A 13,573-nucleotide genomic window follows, 5' to 3' on the forward strand; every position below is an offset into this window, starting at 1 on the left:
AACTACCGGGTTGTGGCTCATGTCACAAGAATTCTTTCAACATACCCTCTACACTCGGCGTAATTTTCCCTGATAACGCGGCATGGTCCTCCGCGAGACAGGCAAAAAGCAGGTGATCCTGCCAAGTCCCGTTAATTAACAGGTAGTTGCGTGCATAGCCCTCCCGGCGAAACCCGGCCTTCTCGAGCAGACGTATGGAGGGGGTGTTGACCGGTATACAGGCGGCTTCGATGCGATGAAGGTTCAGAACGTTGAAGCAAAACGGCAGAATCATGGCGACGGCAGCGGACATGTGTCCCTTGCCGGCGTGGCGTTCGCCCATCCAGTATCCCAGTGTTGCGGACTGACTGACACCGCGCCGAATGTTGCTGAGCGTCAACCCGCCGAGGATGTCCTGCCTTCTTGAACGGAACAGAAGGAATGTCAGGCTGCGGCCTTCCTTCCTGTCTTTCGAATAGCGCCTCAACCGCCGCCGGAAACCGGACTTCGACAAGTCGTCCGACGGCCAGAGCGGTTCCCACGGCTTGAGGAACGCGCGGCTGTCCTCGCGCAGTTCCGACCAGGCCTTGAAGTCGCACATCAGCGGCGGGCGCATGAAATAGCCCCCCGCTTCGATAAGCAGCTCGGCGTCAGGTGCAGATCCCGGCCGTAGCAACGCCATGCACAGAACTCCGTGTCTACAAGGATGCGGCCCGTAAAACCGGGCCCTGCTCCAGTCTTCCCGTCAGGTCATCGAGCGTCATGATGCCATCCACGGGACCAATCGCAGTCAGCGTTGGTGCCGTGCCGACAAAGGTCTCATGCGCAACCCGGCGCATGTCTTCCGCAGTGACAGCCTCGATCTTACTCGAAATTTCGTCCGGACCAAGTACCCGTCCGTGCACCAGGATCTGCCGCGCAATCTGGCCGGCGCGTGCCGCAGGACTCTCCAGGGCCATCATCAGACCGGCCCGTATCTGCGCGCGCGATCTTGCAACTTCCTCGTCGGTAATCGTCTGTGACGCCGATACCAGCTCGTCGGCGATCATCGGCATGAGAGCGGCAAGGTCGTCATGGCTGGTCGCCGCATGCAGACCGAACAGGCCCGTATCGGAAAACGCCCAGTGGAAGCTGTAGATCGCGTAACACAGCCCGTGCTTTTCCCGGATTTCCTGGAACAGCCGCGATGACATGCCGCCGCCCAGAACGGATGCGAGGATCTGGATGGTGTAATAGTCATCGGACTTGTAGGGCAGCCCCTCGAAGCCGATGAGTACCTGAGCTTCCATCAGGTCCTTGCTGCGCAGGGTCTCGCCACCGCGATACTTCGCGGTCGTGTCGCCCGCTGCGGGCGCGTTGCTGAAGCCGCTGAACTTTTCGCGCGCCAGGGCGACAAGTTCGTCGTGGTCAACCGCACCGGCAGCGGCCAAGACCATGTCGGGCGCCCTGTAACGATCGGCCAGATACGCGTTCAGTGCGTCCCTGTTGAAGCCCTGCACCGTTTCAGGCGTCCCGAGAATGGGGCGTCCGATCGCCTGATCCGGCCAGGCCGTTCCCTGAAACAGATCGAAGGCCTGATCTTCCGGCGAATCGTTCGCTGCACCGATCTCCTGCAGGATGACGTGCTGCTCGCGCGCGAGTTCCTGGGCATCAAAGGTGGAGTTCTGCAGGATGTCCGACAGGATATCGACCGCCAGCGGCGTGTCTTCGGACAGGATGCGCGCGTAGTAATTCGTGTGTTCTATGCTGGTTGACGCATTCAATTCACCGCCGACCGCTTCGATCTCCTCCGCGATGCTGCGAGCGGTTCTGGTCTTGGTACCCTTGAATGCCATGTGCTCGAGCAGATGCGTGATGCCGTTCTGCTGCACGGTTTCCGCGCGGGATCCGGTCCGCACCCACACCCCGAGCGCTGCCGTCTTCAGATACGGCATCTGGTCGGTCACGACCGTCATCCCGTTGTCCAGGACCGTTGTTTGTACTTTCATATAGCTACACCCTGGCGGTGACGGCCCTGGCGTGATTTTCGATGTATCGCTCCACCACGTCCTGTTCTGCCGCCAAAACCTGCTGGCGCTCCTCCGCAGTCATCATGTTCTTCAGGTCATCAGGCAATTCTGGACGATTACCCGAGGCTTTTTCAACCGCATCCGGAAACTTTGCCGGATGCGCAGTTCCAAGGACCACCATGGGAACCGAACCGTCGTCGTGATCTTTCGCCACGTGAACGCCGATCGCGGTATGCGGGTCCAGCAGATATCCGGCCTCCTTCCAGACCTCTGCTATCGTTTCGGATGTCTGTGTTTCGCTGCATCTTCCCGCGCCGAAATGCGCCCGGATCTCAGAAAGCGGGCCTTCCGGAATGGAAAAACTGCCCGATTGGGACAGCTGGTTCATCATCTGGCGGACAGCCGCGCCGTCGCGGTCGCTCACCTCGGCCAGGAGTCGCTCGAAATTGGACGAGACCTGGATATCCATCGACGGCGAGATCGTCGGCGTGACGCCCCGCTTTTCGTAACGTCCGGTTTCGAGCGTGCGCGCCAGGATGTCATTCATGTTGGTGGCGACAATCAGCTTCTCCACCGGCAGACCCATCTTCATGGCTGCATAGCCAGCGAAAATATCGCCGAAATTGCCCGTGGGCACCGTGAAGGAGACCTTGCGAGACGGCGCTCCCAATGCCGCGCCAGCGACGAAGTAATAGACGATCTGCGCCAGGATGCGTGCCCAGTTGATGGAATTGACGCCCGAAAGCGCAACCCGGTCCCTGAACGAGAAGTGGTTGAACATGCCCTTCACGATCGCCTGGCAATCGTCGAAGTTACCGGTCAGCGCAAGCGCGTGCACGTTGTGCTCGGACGGGGTGGTCATCTGACGGCGCTGTACGCTGGAAACGCGGCCATCCGGAAACAGGATGAAGATGTCGGTCCGGTCACGCCCCCGAAAGGCTTCGATGGCCGCGCCGCCCGTATCGCCCGACGTGGCGCCGACGATGGTCGCACGCAGCCCCTTCTGCGTCAGCACGTAGTCCATCATGCGGCCCAGGAGCTGCATGGCCACGTCCTTGAACGCCAGTGTCGGTCCGTGAAAAAGTTCCAGCACGAACGTGTTCGGCGCAGTCTGAACGAGAGGCGTCACAGCGGGGTGTCTGAACCCGGCATACGCCTCGTCGATCATCTGCTTCAGATCGTCGTGCGGTATCGCATCGCCGACAAAGGGCCGAATGATCTGGAGTGCGACGTCCTGATAGGGTCTGCCTGCAAAGGAAGCGATCGTGTCGGCATCGAACTGCGGCCAGGTTTCAGGGAGATACAGACCGCCATCGCGGGCAAGTCCCTGCAGCAGGACATCGGAAAATTCCAAGACCGGCGCTTCGCCGCGCGTACTGCTGTATTTCACCCTGTCACTTCCCTCTTCCGCTTGTCCGGCGGGCCTTCAATGCATTCCGGGCGTCCCGCCACCGGGCATGCGCGTAGCCCGAAATTCGCCGAACAACATGCCATTCAAGCGACTTACGCGCCATAACATTCAAGTGCAAGTCGGTTTTGGCGAATTCAATGACCGTCTGCGGACAGTCCCGGAAGGTTGCGACGGGCATCCGGATCAGGCGTGCCCGGCATCGGTGTAGAGCATCGCCGGATCCACCCCCATGGATCCGAGTGCCCGATGCCACTTGGCGTCAAAATCCGTGTCGAACAGAATCTCGGGATCGGCGGGCGCAGTCAGCCAGCCGTTCGCCTGGATTTCATTCTCCAGCTGGCCAGGTGCCCAGCCGGCGTAGCCGAGCGCCAGGATGGCCTGTTCCGGCCCGTCTCCCTGCGCGAGCGCCCGCAGGATTTCCAGCGTTGCCGTCAGGCAGATGCCGTTGTCGATCGTCAGTGTCGACTGGTTGAGCATGAAGTCATCGCTGTGCAGGACAAAGCCCCGTTCCACCTCCACGGGGCCTCCCTTGTGCACATTCATGTCACGGACGCTGTCCGGCAGGCGAATGGAACTCTCGTCATTGACGATATCAAGCTGGATCAAAAGTTCCTCGAGAGAGAGATGCCTAGCAATCTGATTGACGACCAGGCCCATGGCGCCCTGCTCGGAATGAGAACACAGATAGATCACCGAATGTTCGAACCGGCTGTCCGCCATGCTCGGCATTGCAATCAGAAACTGTCCTTCAAGGGAGTCCGTTTCGTCTGCTTCGGCCATCTACACCTCGACACGCTCTGTGACATTCGTCGATATGCATTGAGCATAGCGGGTTTGAGCGGCTTTGTTAATGACTGTTTCTACCTGCGATACCCCCGGTGTCACTCCAGCGTAACATCAACGTCACGAGGTTATGACCGTGCGTGCTCGGGGCAGCCGATGACGCGATACGCAAAGTGGTGTAGCACAGGCCCATGATCAAAACCGTCCTCACGTTTCTTGCTGCATTGCTCTGCACACTTGCCCCTGCCCGCGCCGCCATGACGGACTGGGTTGAAGTGCACGGAGGAGCCGTGCGCCTGATCTCTTCAGGCCCGTTGCAGGACGGGCGCTACCAGGCGGGCCTGGAGTTTCTGATGGAACCTGGATGGCATACCTACTGGCGCTATGCGGGAGAAGCCGGAATCCCGCCGCAGATTACCGTCACGAAGTCCGATAATGTCGCGGAGTTCGACATTCTCTATCCGGTACCCGAGCGCTACGACGACGGCTTTTCGGAATCGATCGTCTATCACGACGGCATCGTTCTGCCCTTCGTCATTACGCCCGAAAGCGCCGCAGCCCCTGCCCGGCTCGAGATCGAGGTCTTCTTCGGCATCTGCAAGGATATCTGTGTGCCCGGCGATGCGTCATTGGCGCTGGATTTTGGTCCCGAAGACAGTAATGACAAACTGGCCGGAAGGCTCATTCAGCGAGACCTTGCGGCGGTCCCCGGCCCGGGACCTGCCGATGGTCTTGAGTTCCGGTCCGTGTCCTTCGACGATGCCGGCTATCTCATGGTCGAGACGGAGGTTGCTGAAAACCAGGAGCCCGATCTGTTTGCAGCGGGCCCCGAAGGCTCGTTCATCGGACTGCCGAAGCTCGTTTCCCATTCCGACGGCATTGCCGTCTGGCGTCTTTCGACCAAGGGCCTGGCCACAAGCCCCGACGACGATCAGCTCAGGTTCGTTCTGACGGCGAACGGATCGGGTATCGAACTGTTGGAGCGCGTCCGGCCCGAATGGCTGAAATAACGCGGCCCGAAGGGTCCGTTTTCGATGCCGCCACACAACACACCCCTCGACGTTTGACGGACAACGCCCTATGTCTGCGTCTGACGATTTCTTCGTTCAGCCATCCAGCAAAGGGATAATCAAGATGACAATCAAGGTTGGGGACCGTCTTCCGGACGCGACATTCAAGATCATGGGCAGCGATGGACCCGGCGAGATGTCAATTGCTGACCTATCGGGCGGCAAGACCCTCGTCCTGTTCGGCGTTCCGGGTGCTTTCACGCCGACATGTCACATGAACCACCTGCCGGGTTTTGTCGAACACGCGGAAACCTTGAAGAACAAGGGCGTCGATACGATCGCGGTCCTGTCGGTAAACGATGTCTTTGTCATGGATGCCTGGGAAAAGGCGTCGAACACGGGTGGGAAAATCACCTTCCTGGCCGACACGGGCGCGGAATTCGTCGAAGCGATCGGTCTTGGTCTCGGACCGGCACCCATCTTCGGTCACCTGCGCTCACAGCGTTTTGCGCTGATCGCAAAGGACGGCGAAGTGACATTCCTGGCCGTCGAAGATGCACCCGGCGAAGCCACGAAAACCGGCGCGGCCGCCATTCTCGAAGCGCTCGGCTAAGCCCCTTGATCCTGCTTGCGCGGCCACAGAACGCTGGCCGCGTAGGCGAGAAACACGCCCACAAGCGTCGCCGCGAGGCCGAACCAGGTCAGTGCGTATCCGAGATGGTCATTCTTGAAGCGCACCAGGGTTTCGCCGGCCTGCGGCAAGCCCGATGCCGGTGTCGCGTCCGCATTCAGATCAACGCTGTATGGGGCAAGGCTGCCGGGGTCCAGACCGAGAACGTCACCCATTGCACCGGTATCACGCGCGAACCATAGCCGGTCAGTTGCATTCGGCTCGGGTGTCGTCCAGTTCGGCTTTTCGCTCAACCGCAGCAGTCCCGTGACCTCAACGTTGCCCTTTGGCACACCGAGCGCTTGCTGCCGCGGCTCGCCGGCAAGGTCCTGCGGCAGGAACCCGCGATTGACAAAGACCGTCCAGCCGTCGTTGGTTCTGAACGGAGCGTAGACCATCACCCCGGGGCCGCCGACAGGCCCAGCCGGGTCCGACAGCGCCGTGTAGTAGAAGGTGTTTCCATCCAGGAACGCCCCTTTCAGGACGACATGAAGATAGTCGTCGCCTTCGCCGATCGCGTCCCAGGCGGCCGGTCCCGGGGCGGCGACCGGCGGTTTTCCAATGCCGTCCTCGACCTGCGCGATCAGGTCGGTTTTCCATTCCAGGCGATTGAGCTGCCAGAAACCGAGATTCAGAAGGATCGCCAGTCCGATGGCCGCCGCGATTGCCGGTATGAGGAGTCTCTTAAATCCACCCATGGGCAGGTCGTGTTTCCTTGTTCAAGGGTCGCAGTGGTTTCAGTCTTCGCCAGTCCTGTCCAGCCGGCCTTCTTCCGCCTGGTGCCGGAACTGCAGCGCAATCATCAGTCCCTTCAAGGGCCGCAAAACCGATGCGGCGAGGATGACGGTCAGTGGAAGCCACAGGACCAGATGAAGCCATATGGGCGGCTGGAACGACAGTTCGACAAAGAGCACCAGACCCACGATCACGAAGCCGACGATCATGATCACGAAAACAGCCGGCCCGTCCCCGCTGTCCGCAAAGGAATAGTCCAGACCGCAAGCTGCGCAGGATCTCTTTACACTCAGGAACCCGTCGAACAACCTGCCCTGCCCGCAGCGCGGACATTTGCCTGACAACCCGGCCGAAACCGGATTCACGGACGGAAAATGCGCTTTGTCTTCCATGGCCCTTCTCTTGACGCCTGAAGCAAAAACGCCCGGACTGTGATGCAGACCGGGCGTTTCCAGTTGAGCGGGTTTACCGGCTTAGTGCGGTGCTGGCGTTCCGGCACCCCAGATGTAAATGGCGACGAAAAGGAACAGCCAGACAACATCGACGAAGTGCCAGTACCAGGCGGCCGCCTCGAAGCCGAAATGCTTCTCGACCGTGAACTGTCCGGCCAGCGCCCGCAACAGGCAGACCAGCAGGAAGATCGTTCCCACGATCACGTGGAAGCCGTGGAAGCCGGTCGCCATGTAGAAGGTTGCACCGTAGATGTTGCCATCGAATGTGAAGGCGGCGTGGCCGTATTCGTAGGCCTGCACGATCGTGAACAGGACACCAAGCAGCACGGTCAGCACCAGGCCCCACTTCAGGCCCTCGCGGTCGTTGTGAAGAAGCGCGTGGTGCGCCCAGGTTACCGTGGTGCCCGAGCACAGCAGGATCAGCGTGTTCAGGAGCGGCAGGTGCCAGGGGTCGAACGTCAGGATTCCATCCGGCGGCCAGTGGCCTCCAGTGGCTTCGACCCGGCTGAACTGGATTGCCTCGCCGGCAAAAAGGGCCGCATCGAAATAGGCCCAGAACCAGGCGACGAAGAACATGACTTCGGAGGCGATGAACAAGAGCATGCCGTAGCGCAGGTGCAAGGACACGACGCGCGTGTGGTGGCCTTCCTGCGATTCCTTGATGGTGTCGCTCCACCAGCCGTACATGACGTAGAGCACCACCAGCAGTCCGACAGCGAACAGCATCCAGCTGGTCCCGGCAAGGTTCATGCCGAACAGCGTGAAGTCGTTGCCTCCGGCCGCCTTCATCCAAGCGATTGCACCGATCGCCATGATGAACGCGCCGACAGACCCGATGAAGGGCCACGGGCTCGGCTCCACCAGGTGGTAATCGTGGTTCTTGGTATGTGCCTCAGCCATCGGCAAGCTCCCCAAACACAGTCATTTCATGCGCGCCTTGCGCAAGTCTCACAATTTCGTTTCAGCGGCGGGTGCTTCGACCCGTGCTGCAACAGGTTGTTCCGGTTCTTCTACCGGGAAGAACGTGTAGGACAAAGTGATTTCCTTCACATGCTTCAATTCAGGATCCTTGTCCATCTCGGGATCGACAAAGAACACAACAGGCATCTCGACGGTTTCGCCGGCCTCAAGCGGCTGTTCCGTAAAGCAGAAACAGTCCAGCTTGTTGAAATAGGCTCCGGCTGCCGGCGGCCAGACGTTGAAGGTGGATGTGCCGACCGTGGTACCGTCGCCGACATTGGTCGCCACATAGGCAAGCTGCGCGCTTTCCCCCATCTTCAGGGACACGGAGCGCTGCTCGGGCTTGAACTTCCAGGACAGCTTGTTGACGTTGCCGTCGAAGCGGACCGTGATCATGCGGTCGATGACCATGTCGCTTTCGCTCTCGGCTATCTGCGGCGTGCCGCCGAAACCCGTGACGCGGCAGAAAAGGTCGTAAAGCGGAACCGCGGCATACGAGGCTCCGATCATCAGGCCGAACATGCCCGCACAGGCAAATGCCACCTTGCGGTTGCTTCTGACCGTAGCTGCCTTTGTGTCCTGATCCTTGCTCACGCGTTTTTCCCTATAGAGCCCTGTCCATGACGCCCGGTCCCAACTTCACGATGGTGACCACGTAAAACAAAACCACGAGCGCGAGCAAAGCCAGTGCAATCGCGATCGACCGCGACCTGCGCTTCTTCTGCTGCTCCTCGGTGAGCCGGATGCCCTGTTCGTCCTGCGCCATCATCCTAGACCCCGGCGATCAGGCTTTCGCCCAGCAACAGGGCGAACAGCATAAAGAGGTAGAAGATGGAAAACTTGAACAGGCGCACACAGGCCTGACGGGCGATGTCACCCTCGCGCTTCCGCCAGACATCGGCTGCAAGCGCGACAAACACCGCGCCGAGCGCTGCGGACGCCACACCATAGACCGGGCTGACATAGCCGAGCAGGTAGGGGGCAATGCCAATCGGCGCCAAAAGCACGGAATAGATCAGGATCTGGTGCCGCGTGTTGGTCTCGCCCGCGACGACCGGAAGCATCGGTACGCCTGCCGAGCGGTAGTCGCCGCTCTTGAACAGCGCGAGCGCCCAGAAGTGCGGCGGCGTCCACATGAAGACGATCAGGAACAGAACGAAGCTCTCAAGGCTTACACTTCCGGTCACGGATGCCCAGCCGATCATCGGAGGAAACGCGCCTGCGGCACCGCCGATGACGATATTCTGCGGTGTCGAGCGTTTCAGCCACATCGTGTAGACGACGACGTAGAAGAAGATGGTGAAGGCCAGAAAGGCGCCGGCGAACCAGTTGACCAGAAGTCCGAGCGTGACCACGGAGCCGATCGACAATGTCATGCCGAACGCAAACGCTTCCTCGCGCGAGATCTTGCCGGCAGGGATTGCGCGTTTGCGGGTTCGCGACATGACCTCGTCAATGTCGGCGTCGTACCACATGTTCAGCGCGCCGGATGCGCCTGCACCAATCGCAATGCACAGGATAGCGACTGCACCCAGGATCGGATGAACCGAGCCGGGTGCGAGCATCAGGCCGACAAATGCCGTGAAGATCACCAGCGACATGACGCGCGGCTTCATGAGCGAGACGTAGTCGCCCACGGACCCCATGCCACCGTCCCAGGCGGCGGTTTCCTGACCCAATGTATCGTGGCGCTCAACGAGCGACATGCGCAAGCCCTTCACATTTCATACCGGTTCCGCCGATTGCTCCGGCGGTGCGGACATGCCGTCCGGTCAGTCTTTCAAAGGAGCACCGCGCTGACTGCCAGCGCGGTGCCGATTTCCGATCCGGAGCATCAGCTCCGGAGGTCGTTACTTGATCCGCGGCAGCGTTTCGAACTGGTGGTGCGGCGGCGGAGAAGACAGCGTCCACTCCAGGGTCGTCGCACCTTCGCCCCACGGGTTGTTGCCTACGGCGCGCTTCTTGGCGAATGCCTCGTAGATGCCATACAGGAACACCAGCACCGCGAATGCGGAAATGTACGATCCGATGGAGGACACGAAGTTCCAGCCGGCCAGCGCATCCGGGTAGTCGGCATAGCGGCGCGGCATGCCGTTCAGACCCAGGAAGTGCTGCGGGAAGAACACCAGGTTCACGCCGATGAAGGTGATCCAGAAGTGCGCCTTGCCGATTGCCTCGCTGTACATGTAACCGAACATTTTCGGGAACCAGTAGTACCAGGCGGCAAAGATCGCGAACACGGCGCCAAGCGACAGAACGTAGTGGAAGTGGGCAACCACGTAGTAGGTGTCGTGGAAGGCACGGTCGAGACCGGCGTTGGCCAGTTGCACCCCGGTGACACCACCGACGGTGAAGAGGAAAATAAAGCCGATCGCCCAGACCATGGGTGTCTTGAACTCGATCGATCCACCCCACATCGTCGCGATCCAGGAGAAGATCTTCACCCCGGTTGGAACGGCGATCACCATCGTGGCGGCGACGAAGTAGGCCTGCGTCTCGGACGACATGCCGACCGTGTACATGTGGTGCGCCCACACGATGAAGCCGACGACACCGATCGCAACCATGGCGTAAGCCATGCCGAGGTAACCGAAGATCGGCTTGCGGGAGAAGGTCGAGATGATGTGGCTGACGATACCGAAGCCCGGGAGGATCAGGATGTAAACTTCCGGATGGCCGAAGAACCAGAACAGGTGCTGGAACAGGATCGGGTCACCGCCACCGGCCGGATCGAAGAACGTCGTGCCGAAGTTCCGGTCAGTCAGCAGCATCGTGATCGCGCCGGCAAGAACCGGGAGCGACAGGAGCAGCAGGAATGCGGTGATCAGCACCGACCAGGCGAACAGCGGCATCTTGTGAAGGGTCATGCCCGGCGCCCGCATGTTGAAGATGGTCGTGATGAAGTTGATCGCACCCAGGATGGACGAGGCACCGGCAATGTGCAGCGACAGGATCGCGAGATCCATGGCCGGTCCCGGCTGTCCGGAGGTCGAAAGCGGCGGATAGATCGTCCAGCCGCCGCCAACACCGTTCATGTTGCTCGGGCCCTCGACGAAGAGAGACAGCAGAAGCAGCAGGAAGGCCGGCGGCAGAAGCCAGAACGAAATGTTGTTCATGCGCGGGAACGCCATGTCCGGGGCACCGATCATGATCGGCACGAAGTAGTTGGCATAGCCGCCGATCATGGCAGGCATGACCATGAAGAAGATCATGATCAGGCCGTGGGCCGTCGTGAACACGTTGAACATGTGCGGGCTGCCGAAGATCTGCATCCCCGGATCCTGCAGTTCCATCCGCATGCCGACGCTGAGTGCGCCGCCCACGATCCCGGCAAAGATCGCGAACATGAGATACATCAGACCGATGTCTTTGTGGTTGGTCGAATAGACCCACCGGCGCCATCCATAGGGATGGTCGTGTGCCGCATGTGCTTCGCTCGCAGCCATTTGGGGCTCCCTCTTTAAATTCTCTCGGCGAGGCTGCGTCTCATCGCGCTTCGCCGGTCAACCGATGGCCGCCGCGTTACTTCGCGGCGACGGAGATGTCTTCACGCTTGCCTTCGGCAAGCTTCTTTTCCTCGTTGATGGATGCCATCAGCTGCTTGTTGGCCGCCTCGAGATCGTCCTGTGCAGCAGCGGCCCACGCCGCGTACTGCTCCTTGGAAACAACCCTGATCACGATCGGCATGAATGCATGGTTCACACCGCACAGCTCCGAGCACTGGCCGTAGTAGACACCTTCGGTGCGCGCACGGAACCAGGTTTCGTTCAGACGTCCGGGGATCGCGTCGATCTTGAGACCCATGGACGGCATTGCGAAACCGTGGATCACGTCTTCGGCCGTCACCTGAACGCGGACCGTGGTGTCGACCGGAACGACCATTTCGGTGTCCGCGGCAAGCAGGCGCGGCACTTCGGCGAGCGTCACACCGCGTTCAGCGGCGACCGCTTCCCGGTCTTTCAGCGTCTGTTCTGCATCTGTCGGATTGCCGATCATGTAGCTGTCGAAGTAGAGGTCGCCCATGCCTTCGTCGGTATATTCATAGCCCCAGTACCACTTGTAACCGATCGCCTTCACGGTCATTTCGTATTCGGGGATATCAAGCTGCTTGTAGAGCAGGCGGAAGGACGGGATCGCGATCACGACCAGGATCAGGATGGGGATCACGGTCCAGGCCACCTCGATCATGGTGTTGTGCGATGTGCGCGACGGCACCGGGTTGGCCTTGGCGCTGTACTTCACGATGCAGATCACGAGCAGGGCCAGGACAAACAGCGTGATCACGGTGATGATCACGAGCGTGAAGGTGTTGAACCAGGTGATGTCGTCCATCACTCCGGATACAGACTCCTGAAAGCCCAGCTGCCAGTTCGTCATTCCGGATTCAGCTGCCAGGGCCGCAGTGGACACCCCGGCAAATGTCGCCGCCATACCGGCCATTGTCATGAGACGCTTGAAGATCGACTTCACGTCCGCGCTCCCTTCCCTCAGCCGCAGCAAAGCGGCACATGCATACATCCCGGACCAGCGAACGGGTCCAATCCGGTCGGGCAGTAACGGGCTTGGCGCAACTTCGCAAGCCTGAATCTGCCGCACCATCAGATCGAACCATCTCGTCCGGTCGCCGGACTATAACCATAAACACCTATCAAGGGCGATGGTTACTGTTTGCCAGAGCGGCGATCTGCCGCATCACACAAGAACCACCCTCGTGCCGCACAAAAAACACAAGAAACGCGACGCTGCAACGGAATTTCCCACTTTTCACAGCCATGCAGAGGCACCAACCTCTTGAGACATGTCAAGGACACGCCGATTTTTGACAAAAATTGCCGGTAAACGCATGCGCTGCCCGCGCGAGACTGGAATCGGACGCCATCATGCGGCAATGTCTGGCCGGGCCCAAACATGATTCGCACCGTGTCCTGATATTTGTCAGTGTGCGGTGGCAGGATCGGACAAAGACTGACCGGAGGATTTCTTGTCGACACACATCCAGCCGTCCTCGCTCCCGCGCCGTGACCGCCGTACCGCCAAGCGTTTTTCGGCCTTCGGTCTTGCTGCAGCCCTCGTCCTCGGCGGCCTTGTTCAGGGAACCCAAAGCGCCCACGCCCAGGGAGAAGTCCGTTCCTCGCACGGCGACTGGCAGATGCGGTGTGACACGCCTCCCGGAGCGTCCAGCGAACAGTGCGCCCTCATACAGAACGTCACTGCCTCGGACCGGGAGAATGTGGGCCTGTCGGTCATCGTCCTGAAGACGGCTGACAAGCAGGCAAGGATCCTGCGCGTTCTGGCCCCCCTCGGCGTTCTGCTTCCCTCGGGTCTCGGGCTGCGCGTCGACAATGCGGATATCGGCCGCGCCGGGTTCGTGCGCTGCCTGCCGAACGGTTGCATCGCCGAAGTCATTCTGGAGGACGAGTTGCTGTCGAAGCTCAAGGCCGGAGCGCAGGCAACCTTCATCATCTTTCAGACGCCTGAAGAAGGCATCGGAATTCCCATTTCCCTCAATGGATTCTCGGACGGTTTCGACACGCTGCCCTAGGTGACGGACCCATAAATGCGAC

At 60.2% G+C, this 13,573-nt stretch carries 15 protein-coding genes; 3 read left to right on the plus strand and 12 right to left on the minus strand.

The genetic code is table 11. The features are described from left to right. Positions 1-22 precede the first annotated feature (22 nt). From ACO08A_RS03975 to ACO08A_RS03990, 4 genes are all read right to left on the minus strand, one after another. Entirely contained in the window at positions 23-661 is a 639-nt protein-coding gene (locus ACO08A_RS03975) for a GNAT family N-acetyltransferase (protein ID WP_422039931.1), read from the minus strand. A gap of 16 nt (positions 662-677) precedes the next feature. After that, positions 678-1,967, minus strand: coding sequence for a M16 family metallopeptidase (locus tag ACO08A_RS03980; RefSeq protein WP_422039932.1), 1,290 nt, complete (start codon positions 1,965-1,967; stop codon positions 678-680). A 4-nt stretch (positions 1,968-1,971) separates the two neighbouring features. After that, on the minus strand, positions 1,972-3,378 hold the full coding sequence (gene thrC, locus ACO08A_RS03985) for a threonine synthase (protein ID WP_422039933.1): 1,407 nt from the start codon (positions 3,376-3,378) through the stop codon (positions 1,972-1,974). Between the two features lie 204 nt (positions 3,379-3,582). Then, a complete protein-coding gene (locus ACO08A_RS03990) occupies positions 3,583-4,179 on the minus strand; it encodes a YqgE/AlgH family protein (RefSeq protein WP_422039934.1) in 597 nt (198 codons plus the stop codon). 194 nt (positions 4,180-4,373) lie between these two features. On the opposite strand from ACO08A_RS03990, the gene ACO08A_RS03995 reads away from it, so the two are divergent. Together ACO08A_RS03995 and ACO08A_RS04000 are read left to right on the plus strand one after the other, a co-directional pair. Then, the gene (locus ACO08A_RS03995; protein WP_422039935.1) at positions 4,374-5,192 is read left to right on the plus strand and encodes a protein-disulfide reductase DsbD domain-containing protein; all 819 of its coding nucleotides are present in this window, start codon (positions 4,374-4,376) and stop codon (positions 5,190-5,192) included. A gap of 124 nt (positions 5,193-5,316) precedes the next feature. Next, the gene (locus tag ACO08A_RS04000) at positions 5,317-5,805 is read left to right on the plus strand and encodes a peroxiredoxin (RefSeq protein ID WP_421981645.1); all 489 of its coding nucleotides are present in this window, start codon (positions 5,317-5,319) and stop codon (positions 5,803-5,805) included. Here ACO08A_RS04000 and ACO08A_RS04005 read toward each other — a convergent pair. The 8 genes from ACO08A_RS04005 to coxB form a co-directional block, all read right to left on the minus strand. After that, complete coding sequence (locus ACO08A_RS04005) at positions 5,802-6,560, minus strand: SURF1 family protein (RefSeq protein WP_422039936.1); 759 nt, start codon at positions 6,558-6,560, stop codon at positions 5,802-5,804. The two genes, ACO08A_RS04000 and ACO08A_RS04005, sit on opposite strands and share 4 nt — an antisense overlap. Before the next feature lie 39 nt (positions 6,561-6,599). Further along, positions 6,600-6,989, minus strand: a complete 390-nt coding sequence (locus tag ACO08A_RS04010; RefSeq protein WP_422039937.1) for a DUF983 domain-containing protein — start codon at positions 6,987-6,989, stop codon at positions 6,600-6,602. Between the two features lie 81 nt (positions 6,990-7,070). Further along, the gene (locus ACO08A_RS04015) at positions 7,071-7,949 is read right to left on the minus strand and encodes a cytochrome c oxidase subunit 3 (protein WP_306140995.1); all 879 of its coding nucleotides are present in this window, start codon (positions 7,947-7,949) and stop codon (positions 7,071-7,073) included. 48 nt (positions 7,950-7,997) lie between these two features. Beyond that, positions 7,998-8,603: a cytochrome c oxidase assembly protein gene (locus ACO08A_RS04020; protein ID WP_422039938.1), complete on the minus strand. Its 606-nt coding sequence runs from the start codon at positions 8,601-8,603 to the stop codon at positions 7,998-8,000. Between the two features lie 10 nt (positions 8,604-8,613). Then, positions 8,614-8,778: a hypothetical protein gene (locus ACO08A_RS04025; RefSeq protein WP_422041853.1), complete on the minus strand. Its 165-nt coding sequence runs from the start codon at positions 8,776-8,778 to the stop codon at positions 8,614-8,616. Position 8,779: 1 nt separating this feature from the next. Continuing rightward, positions 8,780-9,715, minus strand: coding sequence for a heme o synthase (locus ACO08A_RS04030; protein ID WP_422039939.1), 936 nt, complete (start codon positions 9,713-9,715; stop codon positions 8,780-8,782). 144 nt (positions 9,716-9,859) lie between these two features. Continuing rightward, complete coding sequence (gene ctaD / locus ACO08A_RS04035) at positions 9,860-11,455, minus strand: cytochrome c oxidase subunit I (RefSeq protein WP_422039940.1); 1,596 nt, start codon at positions 11,453-11,455, stop codon at positions 9,860-9,862. A 76-nt stretch (positions 11,456-11,531) separates the two neighbouring features. Continuing rightward, positions 11,532-12,479 (minus strand): cytochrome c oxidase subunit II, encoded by a 948-nt coding sequence (coxB, locus tag ACO08A_RS04040; protein WP_421981639.1) that lies wholly within the window; start codon positions 12,477-12,479, stop codon positions 11,532-11,534. Positions 12,480-12,990: 511 nt separating this feature from the next. On the opposite strand from coxB, the gene ACO08A_RS04045 reads away from it, so the two are divergent. Beyond that, positions 12,991-13,551, plus strand: a complete 561-nt coding sequence (locus ACO08A_RS04045; protein WP_422039941.1) for an invasion associated locus B family protein — start codon at positions 12,991-12,993, stop codon at positions 13,549-13,551. The last annotated feature ends 22 nt before the right edge of the window (positions 13,552-13,573 follow it).

It is taken from the genome of Roseibium sp. (assembly GCF_965232425.1).
GTDB lineage: Bacteria > Pseudomonadota > Alphaproteobacteria > Rhizobiales > Stappiaceae > Roseibium.